Source organism: Kocuria sp. (assembly GCF_030530945.1).
Taxonomy (GTDB): Bacteria; Actinomycetota; Actinomycetes; order Actinomycetales; family Micrococcaceae; genus Kocuria.
Genome location: NZ_JAUMTZ010000015.1, coordinates 24,833 through 45,348, shown reverse-complemented (window position 1 = coordinate 45,348; position 20,516 = coordinate 24,833). Strand labels below are relative to the sequence as shown.

Annotated in this window: 17 protein-coding genes; 3 read left to right on the top strand and 14 right to left on the bottom strand. The window is 72.4% G+C overall.

Annotation, left to right across the window (positions count from 1 at the left end; all coding sequences use genetic code 11):
• Positions 1-164: 164 nt before the first annotated feature.
• The 9 genes from dnaG to Q4A22_RS10910 form a co-directional block, all read right to left on the bottom strand.
• Positions 165-2,171: a DNA primase gene (gene dnaG, locus Q4A22_RS10950; protein WP_303179422.1), complete on the bottom strand. Its 2,007-nt coding sequence runs from the start codon at positions 2,169-2,171 to the stop codon at positions 165-167.
• Between the two features lie 102 nt (positions 2,172-2,273).
• A complete protein-coding gene (locus tag Q4A22_RS10945) occupies positions 2,274-3,593 on the bottom strand; it encodes a deoxyguanosinetriphosphate triphosphohydrolase (RefSeq protein ID WP_303179420.1) in 1,320 nt (439 codons plus the stop codon).
• 5 nt (positions 3,594-3,598) lie between these two features.
• On the bottom strand, positions 3,599-4,789 hold the full coding sequence (gene dusB / locus Q4A22_RS10940) for a tRNA dihydrouridine synthase DusB (protein WP_303179419.1): 1,191 nt from the start codon (positions 4,787-4,789) through the stop codon (positions 3,599-3,601).
• 97 nt (positions 4,790-4,886) lie between these two features.
• Positions 4,887-5,699, bottom strand: a complete 813-nt coding sequence (locus tag Q4A22_RS10935) for a hypothetical protein (protein ID WP_303179418.1) — start codon at positions 5,697-5,699, stop codon at positions 4,887-4,889.
• A 22-nt stretch (positions 5,700-5,721) separates the two neighbouring features.
• A complete protein-coding gene (locus Q4A22_RS10930; RefSeq protein WP_303179417.1) occupies positions 5,722-7,086 on the bottom strand; it encodes a galactokinase family protein in 1,365 nt (454 codons plus the stop codon).
• A 55-nt stretch (positions 7,087-7,141) separates the two neighbouring features.
• Positions 7,142-8,563 carry a sugar porter family MFS transporter gene (locus tag Q4A22_RS10925; protein ID WP_303179415.1) on the bottom strand — a complete coding sequence of 474 codons (1,422 nt, stop codon included), beginning with the start codon at positions 8,561-8,563 and terminating at the stop codon, positions 7,142-7,144.
• Positions 8,564-8,690: 127 nt separating this feature from the next.
• Positions 8,691-9,656 (bottom strand): GNAT family N-acetyltransferase, encoded by a 966-nt coding sequence (locus Q4A22_RS10920; protein ID WP_303179413.1) that lies wholly within the window; start codon positions 9,654-9,656, stop codon positions 8,691-8,693.
• A 4-nt stretch (positions 9,657-9,660) separates the two neighbouring features.
• The gene (locus tag Q4A22_RS10915) at positions 9,661-11,043 is read right to left on the bottom strand and encodes a glycine--tRNA ligase (protein ID WP_303179412.1); all 1,383 of its coding nucleotides are present in this window, start codon (positions 11,041-11,043) and stop codon (positions 9,661-9,663) included.
• Between the two features lie 230 nt (positions 11,044-11,273).
• Entirely contained in the window at positions 11,274-12,473 is a 1,200-nt protein-coding gene (locus Q4A22_RS10910; RefSeq protein ID WP_303179410.1) for an acyl-CoA dehydrogenase family protein, read from the bottom strand.
• 158 nt (positions 12,474-12,631) lie between these two features.
• On the opposite strand from Q4A22_RS10910, the gene Q4A22_RS10905 reads away from it, so the two are divergent.
• Complete coding sequence (locus Q4A22_RS10905; RefSeq protein WP_303179408.1) at positions 12,632-13,192, top strand: MarR family winged helix-turn-helix transcriptional regulator; 561 nt, start codon at positions 12,632-12,634, stop codon at positions 13,190-13,192.
• Here Q4A22_RS10905 and mmsB read toward each other — a convergent pair.
• The gene (mmsB, locus tag Q4A22_RS10900; protein ID WP_303179406.1) at positions 13,134-14,090 is read right to left on the bottom strand and encodes a 3-hydroxyisobutyrate dehydrogenase; all 957 of its coding nucleotides are present in this window, start codon (positions 14,088-14,090) and stop codon (positions 13,134-13,136) included. The genes Q4A22_RS10905 and mmsB overlap by 59 nt on opposite strands.
• Before the next feature lie 103 nt (positions 14,091-14,193).
• Complete coding sequence (locus Q4A22_RS10895; RefSeq protein WP_303179404.1) at positions 14,194-15,690, bottom strand: CoA-acylating methylmalonate-semialdehyde dehydrogenase; 1,497 nt, start codon at positions 15,688-15,690, stop codon at positions 14,194-14,196.
• 192 nt (positions 15,691-15,882) lie between these two features.
• Here Q4A22_RS10895 and Q4A22_RS10890 point away from each other — a divergent pair, with 192 nt between their 5' ends.
• A complete protein-coding gene (locus tag Q4A22_RS10890) occupies positions 15,883-16,119 on the top strand; it encodes an RNA-binding S4 domain-containing protein (protein WP_303179402.1) in 237 nt (78 codons plus the stop codon).
• A gap of 45 nt (positions 16,120-16,164) precedes the next feature.
• On the opposite strand, the gene Q4A22_RS10885 is transcribed toward Q4A22_RS10890, so the two are convergent.
• Positions 16,165-16,809, bottom strand: coding sequence for an alpha/beta hydrolase (locus Q4A22_RS10885; RefSeq protein ID WP_303179401.1), 645 nt, complete (start codon positions 16,807-16,809; stop codon positions 16,165-16,167).
• Between the two features lie 78 nt (positions 16,810-16,887).
• Between Q4A22_RS10885 and Q4A22_RS10880 the strand changes: the two genes are divergently transcribed.
• Positions 16,888-17,763: an SGNH/GDSL hydrolase family protein gene (locus tag Q4A22_RS10880; RefSeq protein WP_303179400.1), complete on the top strand. Its 876-nt coding sequence runs from the start codon at positions 16,888-16,890 to the stop codon at positions 17,761-17,763.
• A 79-nt stretch (positions 17,764-17,842) separates the two neighbouring features.
• On the opposite strand, the gene Q4A22_RS10875 is transcribed toward Q4A22_RS10880, so the two are convergent.
• Entirely contained in the window at positions 17,843-19,012 is a 1,170-nt protein-coding gene (locus tag Q4A22_RS10875; protein WP_303179399.1) for a homoserine O-acetyltransferase, read from the bottom strand.
• The gene (locus tag Q4A22_RS10870) at positions 19,009-20,514 is read right to left on the bottom strand and encodes a bifunctional o-acetylhomoserine/o-acetylserine sulfhydrylase (protein ID WP_303179397.1); all 1,506 of its coding nucleotides are present in this window, start codon (positions 20,512-20,514) and stop codon (positions 19,009-19,011) included. Before Q4A22_RS10870 ends, Q4A22_RS10875 begins: the two co-directional genes overlap by 4 nt.
• Positions 20,515-20,516: the final 2 nt, after the last annotated feature.

Genomic DNA, 20,516 nt, shown 5'->3' with positions numbered 1-20,516 from the left:
CTCGAACCAGTAACCCTTCGATTAACAGTCGAATGCTCTGCCAATTGAGCTACGGGGGAATGCACGTGTTGCTCAGCAACGAGACGATACTTTACAGCCCCCTCCAGGCTTCCTCAAATCGCCCGGCCACGCGACCCCACACGTCTGTGGCTCCCGCGGCGGGGTCACACGCCCATGAGGCTGCGCCGCTGCAGCTCCAGGTCCAGGAGCTCGCGGTTGAGCCGCTGGTAGAGGTCCGGCTCGCGCTGGGCGTTGAGCCGGTTGAGGTGGGCGAGCTTGTCCGACTTCTCCCGGTTGATGTGCATCTCCACCAGCGAGGTCAGCACGCCCACCGCGTAGTTGCGCATCTGCTGCTCGGTGGCCGCGGGCAGCGGGGTCACGGACAGCTGCGCGAGGTAGCCGTGCAAAGGTTCGGGCAGGTGGTTCCGCACGGCCTCCAGCCACGCGCGCCCGCCCTGGAGCTGGTCACCCAGATCCGCGCGGGCACCCACCACGGCGTCGTGCACCACCTGGTGCACCCGGTACGTCATGCCCGCGGACTCGAAGTGCTCCCAGTAGGAGGCCGGCACGAGGTCCGGGACCTGCAGCACCACCTCCAGCGCCTCACGCTCCATCCGGGACACCGGCTCCCGGGGGTCGGGCAGCTCCACGGGACGCGGCCCCTCCGACTCCCCGGGAGAGTCGCCGCGAGCGCCCGCGGCGCCACGGGCACCCCGTGGATCGTTGCCCGTGGCCCCGCGCCCGGCCTCCTGGGTCTGCGGCCGGGACCGGGCGCCGTCGTGCGCGGAACCGGCAGGCCCGGAACCGGCAGACGCTGAGCCGGCGTGCCCCGAGCCACCGCGCTGCGCGGACTTCGCCGCCGCGCTCACCGCGCGCACCACCTCGTCCGTCTCGATCCCGAGCCACCCGGAGAGCTCCCGGGCGTAGGCCGGGCGCAAGGAGGGGTCGCGGATCTGCGCGACGATGGGTGCGCACGCCCGCATGGCCCGCAGCCGCCCCTCCAGGCTGTTGACGTCGTACTCCCTGATGGTGGCTCGCAGCGCGAACTCGAACAGCGGGGTGCGGGTCTCCACGAGGTCCCGCACGGCCACGTCCCCGCGGGCCAGGCGGAGATCGCACGGGTCCATACCGTGGGGCTCCACGGCCACGTAGGTTTGCGCCACGAACCGCTGGTCCTCCTGGAAGGCGCGCAGCGCGGCCTTCTGCCCGGCGGCGTCGCCGTCGAACGTGAAAACCACCTCGCCGCCGGCGGAGTCGTCGGAGAGGAAGCGGCGCACGATCTTGATGTGCTCCGCGCCGAACGCCGTGCCGCACGTGGCCACCGCCGTGGTGACCCCGGCCAGGTGGCACGCCATGACGTCCGTGTACCCCTCCACCACCACCACCTGCTTGGACCTGGCGATGGGTCGCTTGGCCAGGTCGATGCCGTAGAGCACCTGGGACTTCTTGTACAGCTGGGTCTCCGGAGTGTTGAGGTACTTGGGCCCCTGGTCGTCCTCGTACAGCTTGCGCGCGCCGAAACCGATCACCTCGCCGGCCACCGCGCGGATGGGCCAGATGAGACGGCCCCGGAAGCGGTCGTAGAGCCCGCGGTTGCCCTCCGAGAACATGCCGGTGAGCTTGAGCTCCTGGTCCGTGAACCCCTGGTTGCGCAAGTGGTGGAGCAGGTTGGACCACCCCTGCGGTGCGTAGCCCACGCCGTAGGTGCGGGCGGCGTCGTGGTCGAAGCCCCGCTCCCCCAGGAAGCGCTGCGCGGCGGCGGCCTGGCGGGTGTAGAGGTTGCGCTGGAAGAACTCGGCGGCCACCTTGTGTGCGTCCAGCAGCCGCTGGCGGCGGCCCACCTCCTCGCGGTTGGGAGCGCCACCCTGCTCGTAGTGCAGCTCGTAGCCGATGCGCGCGGCCAGCCGCTCCACGGTCTCCGTGAAGGGGGTGTGGTCCATCTCCATGAGGAACGCGATCACGTCCCCGGACTCGTCGCAGCCGAAGCAGTGGTACGTGCCCATCTGCGGGCGCACGTGGAAGGACGGTGAGCGCTCGTCGTGGAACGGGCAGAGACCCTTGTAGGAGCCGATCCCGGCGGGCTTGAGCGTCACGTACTGCTCCACGACCTCGCGGATGTCCGTGCGCGCCCGCACCTCGTCGATGTCTTCACGCTTGATCAGTCCGGCCACTGGCCCAGTGTAGGCAACGGGGTCAAACCCGTCCGACGCCGCCCGGGCGGGTGTGCAGTGCCCCCGGAGCACGACGCCGCCGCGCCACCCGGGCTGCGCACCTCACCAGAGCGGCTTGTCCCCCGTGCGCCAGTTGGTCCCGCGGATGCGGTCGTGCAGCGCCACCGCGGAGTGGTCCGTGAGGCACGCGATCTGGTCCACCACGAGCCGCAGCCGGGCGGCCTCTGCTCCGGGTCCGTCCCCCAGCTCCCGCCAGTCCGCGGCGAACTCGGTGGCGAGGAACCGGCCGTCCGTCTCCATGAGGGCCTCCACCAGGATGGTGAGGATCTCGTGCTGGTTGTCGTAGAGCGGCTGGGCGTCCCGCACGGTCATCACGAACGCGGTGGCGATGCCCTTGAGCACGCCGATCTCCAGCTGCGTCTCCCACGGCACCACCAGCGAGGCCCGGTAGCGGGTGAGCCGCTCGTCCCCGGCCACTTCCCGGGTGGCCTCCACCGCGGACATCGCGAAGCGTCCGATGAGCTGGCTCGTCATGTTCTTGAGCCGCGCGAGGTCCGCGCGGGTGCCGTCCATGCGCGGCACCCAGGCGGGGGTGGCCTCCAGACGGGCCAGGGCGGCGTCGAGCTCCACATCCGTGGCCTCGGGCAGGTACCAGCCGCGCGTGCACTCGATGACGCGACCGCGCTGGGCGGGCTCGGCCAGCAGCTCCAGCTGCAGGGCGTGGGCGGCCACGGCGTCCTCCACATCGTGCACGCTGTAGGAGATGTCGTCCGCGAGGTCCATCACCTGCGCCTCCAGGCACTTGCGGCCCGGCACCGCGCCCTGACGGAACCACTCGAACACCGGGAGGTCGTCCTGGTACGCGCCGAACTTGCGGTTGGGACGCCCGTCCGGCCGCGGCGGGGCGTCCGCGGCGGACCACGGGTACTTGCACGTGGCGTCCAGCGTGGCGCGGGTGAGGTTGAGCCCGGCGGGCTCCCCCGCGGGCGTCACGATCTTGGGCTCCAGGCGCACGAGCAGGCGCAGGGTCTGGGCATTGCCCTCGAAGCCGCCGATCCCCCGGGTCAGCTGCGCGAGCGCCGTCTCCCCGTTGTGCCCGAACGGCGGGTGGCCGAGGTCGTGGGACAGGCACGCGGCGTCCACTACGTCCGGATCGCAGCCCAGTGCCTTGCCGAGCTCCCGCCCGATCTGCGCCACCTCCAGGGAGTGGGTGAGGCGGTTGCGCACGAAGTCCGAGGTCTGCGGGTCCACCACCTGGGTCTTCGCAGCCAGCCGGCGCAGGGCGGAGCTGTGCAGCACGCGGGCGCGGTCCCGCTCGAAGTGGCTGCGGTGGCGGTTGTGGTGGTCCTCGGTGACGAACCGCTCGGTGTCCGTGGTCGTGTAGCCGGGAGGCAGTGCCTCCAGCCTGTCCGGGGTGTGCACGGTGCTCAGCCTCCCGAGACGTCGAGCTCGGCGGCCGCGAGACCCAGCCGTTCGGCGTCACCCAGGATCCGCGAGGACAGCCAGCCGTCCGGCAGGTGCGGCTTCTTGGGCGAGCCCGCGCGGCCGCGGGGTCCCTCCACGTCCGCACCCGGGTACGGCGCGTCCAGGTCCAGCTGGTCCAGCAGCTCGCGCAACGCGGCGAGCGTGGGCACCTGCGCCATCTTCGCGCGCAGCTCCCCGCCCACGGGGTAGCCCTTGAAGTACCAGGAGACGTGCTTGCGGATCTCGCGGCAGCCCTTGGCCTCGTCCCCGAACTCCTCCGCGAGCAGCTCCGCGTGGCGGTAGACGGTCTCCGCCACCTTGCGCACGCCGGGGCGGAAGCGGCGCGGGCTGCCCTCGAACGCGGCCTGCAGGTCCCCGAACAGCCACGGGCGCCCCTGGCAGCCGCGGCCCACCACCACACCGTCCACACCCGTGTGGTTCACCATGGCCACCGCGTCCTCGGCGGAGAAGATGTCCCCGTTGCCGAGCACGGGGATGTCCGGCAGGGCCTCGCGCAGCCGGGCGATGGCGTCCCAGTTGGCGGTGCCCGAGTAGTGCTGCTCCAGGGTGCGCCCGTGCAGGGCGACGGCGGCCACGCCCTCGTCCCGGGCCATGCGCCCGGCGTCCAGGTAGGTCTGGTGCTCGTCGTCGATGCCGATGCGCATCTTCACCGTCACCGGGATGTCCGCCACGGAGGCCTCGCGCACCGCGGTGCTCACGATCGCGCGGAACAGGTCTGTCTTCCACGGCAGGGCGGAGCCCCCGCCACGCTTGGTGACCTTGGGAACCGGGCAGCCGAAGTTCAGGTCGATGTGGTCAGCGCGGTCCTCCTGCGCCACCATCCGCACCGCCTCGCCCACGTTCACGGCGTCCACACCGTAGATCTGGATGGAGCGCGGCGTCTCGTCCGGGTCGTGGTGGATGATCCGCAGGGACTCCGGACGGCGCTCCACCAGGGCGCGCGCGGTGACCATCTCGGTCACGTACAGCCCCCCGCCGTACTCGCGGCACAGCTTCCGGAAGGACTTGTTCGTCACCCCGGCCATGGGGGCCAGCACCACGGGCACATCCACGGTCAGGGGGCCCAGGTGCAACGGTTTCAGGTTCAGCACGGCCGGTTCGCGGTCCGCGGTCTCAGTCGTCTCGGTGCTCATCGCCTGACATTCTCTCACCTGCGCCCCGCCGCACCGCTCCGGACGACGTCGCCCGGGCCGGTGGTGCGCCCGGCGTCGCCGCCCACCCTGCGCCGTCTCAGACGGAGGTGTCCCCGGCGAGCCCCGTCCCGGAGGCCGCGATCTGCTCCAGGCGCACCGCGAGCTTGAATGCGCGGATCTGCTCGTCCCGGCGGCCCAGGGTCTTGCACACCGCCCCGAGCTCCCGCAGGCACGCCACCCACTCGTCCGTGTGCGCCTCGGGGTCCGGCAGCGCCGAGTACAGGTTCGAGGCGTTCTCCAGGGAGTGCGCGGCGTCGGCCCAGGCCATCCGGTCCCGCGCGAGGGCGGCCAGGCCCTGCCAGCAGAGAATCTGCCCGGCCACGTCCCGGCGGGTCTCGCACCCGTGCAGCACCGCCTCGTAGTGCTCCTCCGCGAGCTTGCGCCGCCCGGCCGCCTGCGCCGCCGTGGCCAGGTGGGAGGTCCAGCGCAGGTCCTCGCGCGTGACGAACCCGGCCCCGCGCACGTCCACGGCCCGGGGGTCCACGCCGGCAGCCTCGGCGCCCTCCTGGAACACGCGGTAGGCGTCCCACGGCCGCCCGAGGGCGAGCAGCACGTCCCCCAGCTCCTCCAGGCACCGCACCCGCCCCCGCGCCGAGCGCGCGGAGCGCTCCGCCCGCCGGTACTGGACGGCGCCGATCCGGTAGTGGTGCTCTGCCTCGGTCAGGTTCCCGGTATCCCGCTCCAGGTCCCCCCACGACGACGCCGCGTCACCCGCCGCGCACCACGCATCCCCCAGCCGGGCCACGCGCAGGGCCTCCTCGAACAGCTTCCGGGCCTCCGGGACGTCCCCATGGTCTCGGGCGGCGAGGCCGCGCCTGAGCCGGCGGGCGGAGGTGTGGGCTGCGAACACGGGTGCCTCCCGGGACCTGGGCTCAGCGCACCCGGCGCCCAGCGGGCGACGGGGTCAGGGTGAGGAACAGGGGGTCGCGGAAGCCGTGCTCCGCGAAGGACCTGCACACGGACGCTGCGAGCACATCGAGCTCCGCCGCGGAGGCCAGGGCGATCACGGAGCCGCCGAAGCCACCGCCCACCACCTTGGCGCCCAGGGCGCCCGCGTCGAGGCACGCGGTCACGGCGGCATCGAGCTCCGGGACGGTGACCTGGCAGTCGCGGCGCATGGACTCGTGGCCGGCCACGAGCAGGCGGCCCACGAGCGGCCAGTCCGGGTCCGGGGAGGCGAGCTGGTCCGCGATCCGCACCGAGCGGACCATCTCGGTCAGGGAGTGCCGCAGCCGCAGGCGCACACCGTCCGGGTTCCCGCGCAGGGTGGCCCCGGAGGAGACGAGGGCGTCGAAGCGCTCGAGGACCGCGGCGGCGTCGTCCTCGGTGGGGTGCACGGGCAGGGCGTCGCGCAGCCGGGGCACGCCGAGGACCGCGGCAGCGGCTTCGCACTCGTCCCGGCGGGAGCTGTACTGGCCGTCCGCGAGCCGGTGGGGGGCGCGGGTGTCCACCGCGAGCCACGCGAGACCCGCGGTGGCAGGATCGGCGGGCAGGCGGGCGGCGTCGAAGTCGCGGCAGTCCAGGGCCAGCGTCTCCCCCGCGTGGGAGCGCAGGGACGCGGTCTGGTCCAGCCCGCCCGTGTTCGCACCCACGATGTAGTTCTCCGCGTCCATGCACGCGCGGGCCAGGGCGCGGCGGCGGGCGTCGTCGGGGTCGTCCTCGCCCGTGTGCAGCGAGTGCAGGGCAAGCGCCACCGAGCACTCCAGGGCCGCGGACGAGGCCAGCCCGGCGCCGATGGGCACACTGGAGTCCACCATGAGGTCTGCGCCGAACTCCGCGGGCAGTCCGAGCTCCGGCACGGCCACCGGGTGGGCGGAGGCGCCCGCGGCCACGCGGTTCATGCCCCACGCGACCCCGGCGGCGTAGCCGAACCAGCCGCCGATCGCGCCGGGGGCGATCTCCGCCACGCGGGCCTCGCGCAGCCGGTGGTCCGCGACGGACTCGTCCGCGTCCTGCAGGGACAGTGCGCGCAGCACCCCGTCCGTGCGCGGCGCGGCGGCCGTGAGCGTCACGTACTGGTGGGCGAACGGCAGGCACATCCCGCCCGAGAAGTCGATGTACTCCCCCATGAGGTTCGCGCGTCCGGGCGCGGCCCACACCCCCACGGGTGCGCGGCCGTATGCCCGCTCGAAGCGCTCGCTCAGCTCCCGCGCGCGGGCGGCGACGTCCGGCTGGGGCACCCACTGCGGGCACCCGGCTTCCTCAGACGGGGCGACGACGCTGGCTTCACAGGACACGGACGGTTTCCTCACGTGGTGGATCGGGTGGTGCGGGGCGACAGACCATTGTCCCCTACGCACCACGGAAGTGCTGCTCCAGCTCCTCCAGGGTGCGGTCCTTGGTCTCCGGGGCCACGCGGTGCACCCACACCAGGGCCAGCACCTGCAGCGCCACGAAGATCAGCACCGTGTACCCCACGCCCAGCGCGTTCGTGAGCAGCGGGAAGGTGAGGCCCACCACGAAGGTCATCATCCACAGCAGCCACGCGCACACGCCCATGCCCACTCCGCGCACGGACAGCGGGAAGATCTCGGACATGTACAGCCACGTGACGGTTCCCACGCAGCACTGCTCGAACCCCACGAACACCACGATGCACGCGAGCACCACCCACGCCCGGGCGGCGCTGTCCTCGGGGATCAGCAGGTAGGACAGCGCGAACAGCGTCAGCGACGACGCCGTGCCCACCAGGCCCGTGAGCAGCAGGCGGCGCCGGCCCACGTGCTTGAGCAGCACCATGGCGAGTGCCACGGCGGCCACGCCCACGAGCCCGGGGATGATGTTGGCGTAGAACGCGCCGTTGCCGCCGAAGCCCGAGTCCTGGAGCACGGTCACGCCGTAGTACTGGATGGCGTTGATCCCGGAGATCTGGTTGATCACGGCCATCGCGGCACCGATCCCGAAGATTCTGCGGATCCACGGCACCCGCACCAGGTCCAGCACCCCCGCGGCGGGACGCTCCGCGTCCTGCGCGGCGAGCTCCCGCACGGTCTCCGCCTCCCGCGGCGCGTACGCCTCCTCACGGATCCGGCGCAGCACGCGCGCCATCTCCTCGAAGCGCCCGTTCCTGGCGAGCCAGCGCGGGGACTCGGGCACCACGGTCATCCCGATCCACAGGGCCAAGGCGGGCAGGGTGGCGAGCACGAGCATGTAGCGCCACACGTGCGGGACGTGCCCGAACGCCGTGGCCAGCCCGGCATTGAAGACGAACGCGAGCGCCTGCCCGCCCACGAGCATCAGCTCGTTCTGGGCCACCACCCGCCCGCGCAGGTGGGCGGGCGCGAGCTCCGCGAGGAACACGGGCACGATCACCGAGGACGCACCCACCGCGAGTCCCAGCACCGCACGGAACGCCACAAGCACCCCCACGGTCGGCGCGGTGGCGCACCCGATCGTGGCGGCCACGAACACCACCGCGAGCACCGTGAGCAGACGACGCCGCCCGAAGCGGTCCGCGAGCCGGCCGCCGAACGCCGCGCCCCAGGCCGCGCCGAAGGGCAGGATGGAGGCCACCAGCCCCTCCAGGAACGGGGTGAGCCGCAGGTCCGTGACCAGGGAGGGCAGGGCACCGTTGATCACGCCGGTGTCGTAGCCGAAGAGCAGACCGCCGAACGTGGCCACGGTGGCGACCAGCCGCAGCCGTCCGTTCATGGGAGCCTCCGGCGGTGCGGCGTTCTGGGCGTTCTCACGGGCGTGCGCCTGGGATGCGGGCATCGGTGTCCTTTCGTCCGTGAATGTCTTACCACGGTCCTCACCGCGGAAAGCACATGTGCGGGGATGGGTCGGAGCGCGCGAGAGCCCTCCCACCGTGTGCGCGGCGAGAGGGCTCTCGGGGGAGGTCCTAGTCCAGGACCAGGGTCTCGGTCTCCGTGACCACCCGTGCCACCCCGGCGTCCAGGAGGTTGTCCACCACGGTCACGAGCGGGCCCATGGAGTCGTCCACCTCCAGCTCCACCGGGTAGTCGCCCACGAGCAGGGCGAGCAGGGTCTCCAGGGCGGCACCCGCCTGGGCCGCCGTGGCACCGGCGGCACCGGGCACGTAGCCCAGCAGCACGTCCGCCACCTCGTTCGGCAGCGGCTCGTCGTGCGGGTTGGCGGGGTCGAAGGGGCGGTAGCTCACCGCGAAGGCCGCGATCGGCCCCTTCCCCTCTGTACCGTCCTCCGCGCGCCGCAGCACCACGGCGCCGTATGCCCCGGCGGTGTCCGAGAGGAACTGCTTGTTGAACGCCCCGATGCTCACGTCCCCCACGGGGTCCCACTCGTGCACCGCACGGTAGAAGGCCTCCACCGCGCGGGTCAGCTCCACCGAGCCGGTTGCGAGGTCCGCCACGGACTCGGCGTCGGAGCCGTCCGGATTCTTCCCCAGGGTGGGCGCCGGCAGGGCACCGGCGTCCACGCGCACCACACGCGAGCGCATCGCGTCACGGAAGCCCAGGGAGCGGGCGAAGCCCTCCCCCGTGGACTCCGGGGCCACGCGCGTGCGCAGCGCCTGCACGGGCGCACCGTCCTCCCGGGCGGCCTCCCGCAGCCGGTCCACGAGCTCCCGCCCGATCCCCTCCCGGCGGTGGTCAGGAGCCACCTCCACGGAGAGCCACAGCCGCTGCGGGTGCCACGCAGAGGCGTAGCAGACCCCGGCTGCAACCGGCACGCCGTCGTCCGTGGCCACGAGCGTGGTGGACCAGCCGCTGTGGTCCTGCGCCCCGAGCCGGGCGCGGAACGCCTGGACGGGTGCGGACTCGACGTCGGGCCACAGTTCGAGCAGACGGAGGTCGTCGTCCTCCTGCCAGGGGCGGTAGTCGATGCTCATGCGCTCACTTCTCCAGGCGCTCGGCCAGGTACTGCTGCACGTGGTCCAGCCCCACGCGCTCCTGGGTCATCTCGTCCCGGGAGCGGATGGTCACGGCCTGGTCCTCCAGGGTGTCGAAGTCCACGGTGATGCAGAACGGCGTGCCGATCTCGTCCTGGCGGCGGTAGCGGCGGCCGATGGCCCCGGCGTCGTCGTAGTCGATGTTCCAGCGGCGGCGCAGCTCGGCGTCCAGGTTCTGCGCGGCCGGGCGCAGGTCCTCTTTCTTGGACAGCGGCAGCACCGCGGCCTTGACCGGGGCCAGGCGGGGGTCCAGGCGCAGCACGGTGCGGGTGTCCACGCCGCCCTTGGTGTTGGGCGCCTCGTCCTCCACGTAGGCGTCCACCAGGAACGCCATCATGGAGCGGGTGAGCCCGAAGGACGGCTCGATCACGTACGGGGTGTAGCGCTCGCCGGAGGCCTGGTCGAAGTACTGCATCTTGGTGCCGGAGGCCTCGGTGTGGTTGGTGAGGTCGAAGTCCGTGCGGTTGGCCACGCCCATGAGCTCACCCCACTCGGAGCCCTGGAACCCGAAGCGGTACTCGATGTCGATGGTGCCGTCCGAGTAGTGCGCGCGGTCGTCCTCGGGGACGTCGAAGCGGCGCATGTTGTCCGGGTTCACACCCAGGTCCACGAACCAGTTCCAGCACGCCTCGACCCACTCGTCGAAGTACTGCTTGGCCTCGTCCGGGTGGATGAAGTACTCGATCTCCATCTGCTCGAACTCGCGCGTGCGGAAGATGAAGTTGCCCGGGGTGATCTCGTTGCGGAACGCCTTGCCGATCTGTCCGATGCCGAACGGCGGCTTCTTCCGCGCGGCGGTCACCACGTTGAGGAAGTTCACGAAGATGCCCTGGGCGGTCTCCGGGCGCAGGAAGTGCTTGCCCTCCTCGTTGTCCACGGGGCCCAGGAAGGTCTTCATCAGGCCGGAGAACTGCTGCGGCTCGGTCCACTTGCCGTCCTGGCCCGTCTCCGGGTCCTTGACGTCCGCCAGCCCGTTCACCGGCGGGTGGCCGTGCTTGGCCTCGTACGCCTCCAGCAGGTGGTCCGCGCGGTAGCGCTTGTGCGTGTGCAGGGACTCCACCAGGGGGTCGGTGAACGTCTCCACGTGCCCGGAGGCCTGCCACACCGCGGAGGGCAGGATGATCGAGGAGTCCAGGCCCACCATGTCCGCGCGGCCGCGCACGAACGTCTGCCACCACTGCCGCTTGATGTTCTCCTTCAGCTCCGCACCCAGGGGCCCGTAGTCCCACGCGGAGCGCGAACCACCGTAGATCTCACCCGCCTGGAACACGAAGCCCCGGCGCTTGGCCAGGGAGATGACATTGTCCAGGGTGGATTTCGGGGCCATGCGGTCTCACTTCCGTTTCTCGCGCGGGCCTCGCGAGGGCTCGCGCGTGGGGATCGGTGGGCTCAGGCTCTCGACCCGCGCGGGCAGAGCCGTTCCGCTCCAGGGTAGCGAGGTTCCGCGGCACGGGCCTAACCCCCTTCCCCCGACGACGACGCCGCACGGCCGGGCCCCGCGCGCACCGCACCGGCCCGCGGCGGAGACGCCCCGGCGGCGTCGTCGACCGGGCGCCGCTACGAGACGAACGCGGAGACCCCCGTGAGGGCGCGGGCCACGATGAGCGAGTTGATGTGGTAGCTGCCCTCGTACGTGTGGATGGCCTCGATGTCCGCCATGACCTTGGCGATCCCGTACTCGCTGAGCAGCCCGTTGCCGCCCAGCACGTCCCGCGCCTGCGCGGCGGACTGGCGGGCCAGGCGCGTGGCGGTGGACTTGGCCAGGGCCGCCTGCACCATCTCCAGCTCGCCGTCCTCCTGGACCCGGCTCACCTGGGCCATCAGCCCGGAGCTCGCGGCGAGGTTGCCCGCCACCTCCGCGACCACCTGCTGCACGAGCTGGAAGCTGGCCAGGGGCCTGCCGAACTGGATGCGCTCCAGGGCGTAGTCGCGCACGATGTCGAACACCGCCTGCTGCGCGCCCACGGCCTGCCAGCCCACCCACGCCCGGGAGTCCCGGAGCAGGTCCTTGGTGGCCCCGAAGTCCGCGGCCCCGGGAAGCAGGGCGTCCGCGGGCAGCCGCAGGTCCGCGAGCTCCACGTCCGCGTTCTGCATGATCCGCAGACCCATCTTGTGCTCGATCTTGGTGGCTGTGTACCCCGGCAGGGTGGTGTCCACGGCGAAGCACTTGATGCGATGGTCCGCCGTGTCCCGGGCCCACACCAGGGCCAGGTCCGCCACGGTGCCGAGCCCGATCCAGCGCTTGGAGCCGTTGAGCACCCACCCGTCCGCGTCCCGCGTGGCGGTGGTGGCGAGGCCCCCGGCGATGTCCGAGCCGTGCTCGGGCTCCGTGAGACAGAACGTACCCAGCTGCGTCAGCTCCATGAGCCCGGGCAGCCACTTCTGCTTCTGCTCCTCGGAGCCGAATGCCAGCAGGGTGCCCACGATCAGCTCGTTGTGGATACCCAGCAGCGCGGAGAGGGAGAGGTCCGCGCGGGCGACCTGCGCGTGCACGAGGTTCTGGAACAGCCGTGAGCCGCCGCCCTGCGCCAGACGCCCCAGCCCCAGGTCCGCGAGCCCCGGCAGCAGCTGCACGGGCAGCTCTTCCCGGTTCCAGAACTCGATGCTCCGCGGGCGCACCTCCCGCTGCAGGTGCTCGGTGACGGTGCGCAGCCGGGCCCGCTCCTCGCCGCTGAGCTGGTGCTCCAGGTGCAGCAGGTCCGGGCTGGGGAGGGTGGCGGTGGTGGTGGCGCGCGGGAGTGGTGCGGCTGGGCTCATGGTCCTGGTCCTCGGTGGTGGGGAGGTCGACAGTGGTACGTCCAACAATATCGGAGGAGCGGCTTTTCTGTGCTGTGCATCACATGACGGTGCGCCCGGTCCGGGCACTCCCACCCCGCACCGTCTGCCCGTGTGGGCGCCGCACTACACTGCGGGGCATGCCCCCTCAGGACCCGCTGCCCCGTGACCCCCTAGCCGACGCCCGGCGCAACTGGGAGCGGCAGGGCTGGTCGGAGGCCGCCGGGCCCATGGCGGCCGTGGCATCGATCATGCGGGCGCAGCAGATCCTGCTGGCGCGGGCGGACCGGGTCCTCAAGCCCTTCCGGCTCACGTTCTCCCGCTACGAGCTGCTCGCCCTGCTGAGCTTCGCCCGCGAGCACCGCATGCTCATGAAACGCGCCAGCGCCCTGCTGCAGGTGCACCCCACGTCCATCACCAACGCCGTGGACCGCCTGGAGGGCGCCGGTCTGGTGCGCCGCGAGCCGCTGAGCACGGACCGCCGGGCCGTGAACGTGGCCCTCACGGCGGAGGGCCTGGACGTGGTGGGGCGGGCCACCCGGGCGCTGAACGAGGAGCTGTTCCTCACCACGGGTTTCGAGGAGCACGAGGTGGAGGCGGTTGTCGCGGCGCTGAGCGGTCTACGGGCGCGTTCCGGGGACTTCACCCCTCCCGAGAGCTCTCCCGGCTCCCTTCCCGAGCATCCTCCCGCAGGGTCGTGATGATCCCGGAGAAGTCCGTGCCCGCGTGGCCGTCCGCCACGAACCGCTCGTAGAGCTCCGCCGCGAGCCGTCCCATGGGGGCGGTGGTCCCGGTCTCGTCCAGCGCCGTGGTGGCGAGGTCGAGGTCCTTGACCATCAGCGCGCCGGCGAAGCCGGGTTGGTAGTCGTTGTTGGCCGGGCTGGTGGGCACCGGGCCGGGAACGGGGCAGTTGGTGGTCAGCGCCCAGCACTGGCCGGAGGCGTGGGAGACCACGTCGAACATGGCCTGGTGCTCCAGCCCCAGCCTCTCCGCGAGCACGAACGCCTCGCTGACCGCGACCATGGACACGCCCAGGATCATGTTGTTGCAGATCTTCGCCGCCTGGCCCATGCCGCTGCCCCCGCAGTGCACCACGCGCCCGCCCATGATCTCCAGCAGGGGCCGCACCCGCTCGAAGACCTCCCGCCCCCCTCCCACCATGAACGCAAGCGTCCCGGCGGTGGCGCCCACCACGCCCCCGGACACCGGGGCGTCCGCGGCCGTGAATCCCGCGGCGCGGGCCAGCTCCGCGGCCTCCTGCGCCTCGGAGATGTTGATGGTGGAGCAGTCCAGGAACGTGGCACCCGCGGGAGCCGCGGCGAGCAGGCCCCCGGCGGCGTCGTCCCCGGTGTAGGCCTCGACCACGTGCCTGCCGGACGGGAACATGGTGATCACCACGTCCGCCGAGCGCACGGCGTCCTGCGGGCTCTCCGCCACCTCGATCCCCTGCGCACGCGCTGCCGCGCACGCCTCGGTCACGACGTCGTAGCCGGTCACCCGCACACCCGCCGTCACGAGGTTCGCGGCCATGGGACCGCCCATGTGGCCCAGGCCCAGGAAGGCGACGGCGGGAAGCTGCTGGTTGGTGCTCTCGGTCATGGCGTTCCTCGTTCCGGGAGTGGCGGTGGCCCCGCGCGGTGCGGAGCCGAGGGAATCTGGGAGTGCCGGGGTGCCGGGACTCCGCCGGGCGACGTCGTGCGGCTCAGCTGCCCGCGGGCATCACGAAGCTCGCACCCTCCTTGGCCCCGGAGGGCCACCGCGTGGTGACGGTCTTGGTCTTCGTGTAGAACTTGAGCCCGTCCGTGCCGTGCTGGTTGAGGTCCCCGAAGCCCGAGGCCTTCCAGCCGCCGAAGGTGTAGTAGGCGATGGGCACGGGGATGGGGACGTTCACACCCACCATGCCCACGTCCACGCGGGTGGTGAAGTCCCGGGCGGTGTCCCCGTCCCGGGTGAAGATGGCCACGCCGTTGCCGAACTCGTGCTCGCTGGGCAGGCGCAGCGCTTCCTCATAGTCCGCGGCGCGGGCGATGCACAGCACCGGGCCGAAGATCTCCTCACGGTAGATGCTCATGTCCGTGGTGACGTGGTCGAACAGGGTGGCGCCCACCCAGAAGCCGTTGGGATGCCCGGCCACGGTGGCCCCGCGGCCGTCTACCACGAGCTCCGCACCCTCCTCCTCACCGGCAGCGATGTCCGCCTCGATGCGCTCCTTGGCATGCGCACTGATCACGGGGCCGAAGTCCGAGGACGGGTCCAGCGAGGGGCCCAGCGTGAGGCCCGCAATCCGCTCCTCGAGCAGCTGCCGCAGGGTGATCGCGGTGGTCTCCCCCACGGGCACGGCCACGGAGATGGCCATGCAGCGCTCGCCGGCCGAGCCGAAGGCCGCGCCGATCAGGGCGTCCGCGGCCTGCTCCAGGTCCGCATCCGGCATGACCACCATGTGGTTCTTGGCGCCGCCGAAGCACTGCGCCCGCTTGTTGTGGGCGGCCGTGGCGCTGTAGATGGACTGGGCGATGGGCGTGGACCCCACGAAACCGATGGCCCGCACCCGCGGGTCCTCGACCAGGGCGTCCACGGCGGTCTTGTCCCCGTGGACCACGTTCAGCGTGCCCGCGGGCATCCCGGCCTCCAGTGCCAGCTCCGCGAGCCGCACGGGGACGGAGGGGTCCCGCTCGGAGGGCTTGAGCACGAACGTGTTGCCCGCGGCAAGCGCGATCCCGGCCTTCCACAGCGGGATCATGGCGGGGAAGTTGAACGGGGTGATCCCGGCCACCACGCCCAGGGGCTGGCGCAGCGAGTGCACGTCGATTCCCGTTCCGGCGTCGCTGGAGAACTCGCCCTTGAGCAGGTGCGGCGCACCGGCCGCGAACTCCACGACCTCGATGCCGCGCTGGATGTCCCCCCTGGCGTCCGGGAGGGTCTTGCCGTGCTCGGTGGAGAGCAGGGTGGCCAGCTCGTCCATGTTCTCGGTGATGAGGTCCACCCACTTGAGCAGGATGCGCGCGCGCCGCTGGGCGTTGAGCCCGGACCAATCGGGGAAGGCCCGCTCCGCGGAGCTCACGGCCTCCGCGACCTCCGCCGCGGTGGCCAGGGGAACCTGCGCGCTGACCGCGCCCTCCACGGGGTTGTAGACGTCCTGGGCCCGTCCCGAGCTGCCCTCGATCCTGCGGCCGTGGACGAAGTGGGGAACGAGGGTCATGGCTGCTCCTGGGGTGTGATGCGCGTCTCCCCAGAACGTATCCCCACCTTGTTGGACGTGCAACAGTTTTCGCGGACGACGCCGTTCGTGGGCTTCTCCGGCTCGCCGCACCACCCCGGCCCCGCCCCGTGTCCCCGGCCCTCCCACGCACGGGCGACCGAGCCGCCTGGGGCGCCTGAGACAATGGGGCGCATGAGTGACAACGCCTACGAAGAGCTGCCGATCCGCGACGAGATGATCCGCCTGGGCCAGGCACTGAAGCTGGCCAACCTGGCCGAGGACGGGCACGTGGCCAAGAGCCTGGTGGCGGAGGGCAGGGTCACGGTGAACGGCGCGGTGGAGACCCGCCGCGGCGCGCAGCTGCACAGCGGGGACGTGGTGGGTGTGACCGGTTCGGGCCAGCCGGACGTGCGCATCGTCACCGGGTGACGGCACCCGCTGACGGGCACCGGCGCCCGTCAGCCGCCGCGGCGGTCAGTCCGTGAGCGCGCGCAGGTACTCCCCCACGTGGGCGATCTCCTGCGGGGACACCCCGTGGCCCACGCCGCGGTACTGCACCTTGGTAACGTCCGCGTGCTCCTGCAGCCACTCGGCCGTGAAGTCCACCATCCCGGGCGGGATCACGGGGTCCTCGGGGTCGCGGCCCCAGAACATGGGCAGGGGCTGCTCGCGCAGGGCGGCGTCGTGGAAGAAGTCCGCCTGGGCGTCGTCGGGCGCCACCGGGACCACGAAGCCGGAGAGGCCCACCACGGCGTCCACCAGGTCCGGGGCGTGGCGGGCCACCGTGGTGGCCATTGCCATGCCCTGCGAGAAGCCCAGCAGGATCACGTGGGAGTGCTGCTGGGACTCCTCCCGCAGCCACTGCACCACGGGCTCCGCGGCGGCCACCACGGCGTCCGTGGTGAAGCTGAGGTCTCCCGCCAGGGGGAACCACTGGAAGCCCGCCCCCGCGCGCTGCGGTGCGCGCACGGACGCATAGCTGAAGGAGTCCGGGAGGGACTCGCTCAGGGCCATGAGGTCTCCCTCGTGCGAACCGTAGCCGTGGAGCAGCACCACCAGCGGGGTGGCCGCGCGGTCCTCGGGGTCGTTGTTCCAGATCACGTGTGGGGCGTGGTTCATGCTCCCCATCCTGGCACGGGTGCAGGCACAGCACCGTGGAAGTCGCGCACACCCCTGGGGGCGTGTTAGAAACCGGATATGGACCAGAGCACCCCAGCGCAGAACCCGGCGGCAGAAAGCCCGCAGACCCCGGCGGTGGAGCCGCTGCACCCGTGGCACCGCATGGTGTCCGTCGGGGACTCCTTCACCGAGGGCGTGGGTGATCCCGACGACACCGTCCCGGGCGGGTTCCGGGGCTGGGCGGACCGCGTGGCCGAGGAGCTCGCCCGCACCACGGACGACTTCGCCTACGCGAACCTGGCCATCCGCGGGCGGCTCTTCCAGCCCATCGTGGACGAGCAGCTGGAGCCCGCCCTGGAGCTCAAGCCGGACCTCGTGACCATCAGCGCGGGCGGCAACGACATGCTGCGCCCGGGAGCGGACCCGGACGACATCGCCTCCCGCCTGGACGCCGTGATCGAGCGGCTCACCGCCACCGGCGCCACCGTGGCCATGTTCGACGGCCCGGACATCGGCAACACCCCCGTGCTGCGCAGCATCCGCGGGCGCGTGGCCATCTGGAACGAGAACGTGCGCACGGTGGCCGCCCGCCACGACGCCGTGCTGGTGGACCTGTGGGGTCTGCACCAGCTGGGCGACCCGCGCATGTGGGCCCCTGACCGTCTTCACTTCTCCCCCCTGGGCCACCAGCTCATCGCGTGCGAGACCCTGGACAGCCTGGGTGTGGACCACGGCCTCACCCCGGACCACCCCGAGGCGCGCCCCGAGCGCACGTGGCGCCAGGCCCGCCGCGACGACATGGTCTGGGCCCGCAAGTACTTCGTGCCGTGGGTGGGCCGCCGCCTCCGCCACCGCAGCTCCGGCGACCACATCACCGCCAAGCGCCCCGTGTTCGGCCAGGCCACGATCCCCGGCGCCGGCGAGCAGATCCCCCAGCAGGGCGAGGAGGCCTGAGCCCGCTCTGGTCAGCCCCACGACGACGGCGCCCGCGCCCCGGCAAGGGGAGCGGGCGCCGTCGCGCGCGGTGGGCTGCTCAGTCCCGCAGCACCGTGGCCCGCAGCAGCCGACCCACCTGCGGGGTCTCCAGGAGGAAGCCGTCGTGCCCGCTCGGTGAGGTGATGGTGTGCACCTCGTGCTCACCGGGCAGCGCGGCCGCGAGCTCCGCGGACTCCTCGGGCGGGAACAGCCGGTCCGAGTCCACGGCGGCCACGAGCCACTCGCAGCGGGTGCGGGCGAGTGCCTGCCGCAGGCTGCCGCGGCCGCGGGCGACGTCGTGGGACATCAGCGTCTCGTTGACGCTGAGGTAGGCGTTCGCGTCGAAGCGCGCGGCGAGCTTGTGCGCCTGGTGGTCCAGGTAGCCCTCCACCCGGTAGCGGCCGCGGCTGCCCGGGTGCGTGCCCGCGGGGTCCTCGTGCGGCTGCGCCTCCCGCCCGAATCGCGCGGCGAGCTCGTGGGCGCTGCGGTAGGTGATGTGCGCGATCCGCCGCGCCAGGCCCAGACCCTCCACGGGGTGCGGCCCGGCGTAGTAGTCGCCGTGGCGGAACCGGGGGTCCTGCCGGATGGCAAGCGCCTGGGTGCGGCCCCAGGCGAGCTGGTCCGCGCTGACCCGGGCGTTCGCGGCGATCACCGCGCACGCGGCGACCCGACGGGGGTGGCACACGGCCCACTCCAGGGCGCGGGCACCGCCCATGGAGCCGCCCACCACGAGCCGCCACCGTTCGATCCCGAGCTGGTCCGCGAGCCGCGCCTCCGCCGCCACGGTGTCCCGCACGGTGATCCGCGGGAAGCGTGAGCCCCACGGGGTGCCGTCCGGGGCCAGGCTGGCCGGGCCGGTGCTGCCGTGGCAGCCGCCCAGGATGTTCGCGCACACCACGAACCACCGGTTCGTGTCGATGGCCGCGCCCGGTCCCACGAGACCGTCCCACCAGCCGTCGGTGTCGGCCGCCGCACGCCGGTCCAGGGTGTCGAACGGCGCGGTGTCCCCGTAGCCCACGCTCGTGCCGCGTGCCACGTGGGAGTCGCCGGTCAGGGCGTGCTCCACCAGCACCGCGTTGGAGCCGTCCGGGGCGAGCTCGCCCCACGTCTCGTACGCCAGGCGCACGTCCGGCAGGCGCACCCCGGACTCCAGCTCCAGCTCGCCCAGCTCCGCGCACCGCACCACGCCGTCCCGGCGCACCGCCGGCGGCGTCTGCACCGCGCTCACGCCGCACCCTCGGCGTCCGGGCGGCCATTCGCCGTCGACGACGCCGCGGGGCCGCCTCCACGAGCCGAGCCCGCCGCCGCGTGGGCGACCCCGGCGTCTTCGTCACCCTGTGCCGACTGCGCCGACCGCGGGCGCGCCGGTTCCTGCGCGTCTCCCGTGGCCGGGGTGCCTGCCACTGCCGCGAAGCCGGCGTCGAGGTCCGCGAGGATGTCCTCGATCCCCTCGGTGCCCACGGACAGGCGCACGAAACCTGGCTCCACGCCCGCGGCGAGCTGCTCCGCCTCCGAGAGCTGCGCGTGCGTGGTGGAGGCAGGGTGGATCACGAGCGAGCGCACGTCCCCGATGTTCGCCACGTGGGAGTGCAGGCTCAGCGCGTCCACGAACGCGATCCCCGCCTCCCTGCCGCCGTCCAGGACGAAGCCGAGGACGGATCCCGCGCCGCGCGGTGCGTACTTCCGGGCGCGCTCGTGCCACGGCGAGGACGGCAGACCGGCGTAGGAGACGGAGCGCACCTCGGGGCGGGCCTCCAGCCACTCGGCCACGCGCTGGGCGTTGGCCACGTGGCGCTCCATGCGCAGGGACAGCGTTTCGATGCCCTGCTCGATCAGGAACGCGTTGAACGGGGAGACCGAGGAGCCGAGGTCGCGCAGCAGCTGCACCCGGGCCTTGAGGATGTAGGACAGGTTGGCGCCGAAGGCTCCCCCCTCCCCCAGGTCCCGCGCGTAGACCAGGCCGTTGTACGTGGGGTCGGGCTCGGTGAAACCGGGGAACCGGGCGGGGTCCGCGCCGTAGTCGAAGCGCCCGGCGTCCACGATGAACCCGCCGATCGCGGTGCCGTGCCCGCCCAGGAACTTGGTGCCGGAGTGCAGCACGATGTCCGCGCCCCACTCGATGGGCCGCACCAGGTACGGAGTGGCCACGGTGTTGTCCACGATCAGCGGCACGCCCACCTCGTGGGCGATCCCGGCGACGGCGGCCACGTCCAGGACGTCGTTGCGGGGGTTGGGGATCATCTCCCCGAAGAACGCCACGGTGTTCGGACGGGCGGCGTCCCGCCACTGCTGCGGGTCGTCCGGGTCTGCCACGAACGTGGTCTCCACCCCCAGCCGGGCGAGGGTGTGCTTCAGCAGGTTGTAGGAGCCCCCGTAGAGGGAGGGGCTGGCCACCACGTGGCTCCCGGCCCCGCCCAGGTTCAGGACGGCCAGCGTGGCGGCGGCCTGGCCGGAGGAGACCATGAGGGCACCCACACCACCCTCCAGCGAGGCGATGCGCTTCTCCGCCACCTCGGTGGTGGGGTTGGTCAGGCGCGTGTAGATGGGGCCCATCTCCGCGAGCGCGAACCGGGCGGCCGCGGTGGCGGCGTCCGGGAACACGAAGGACGACGTCTGGTGGATGGGCAGCGCCCGGGATCCCGTCACCGGGTCCGCGTTCTGCCCGGCGTGGATCTGACGGGTCTCGAAGGACCAGCCCTGGGGGTTCTCGGGGGTGGGTGCGGTGCTCATGG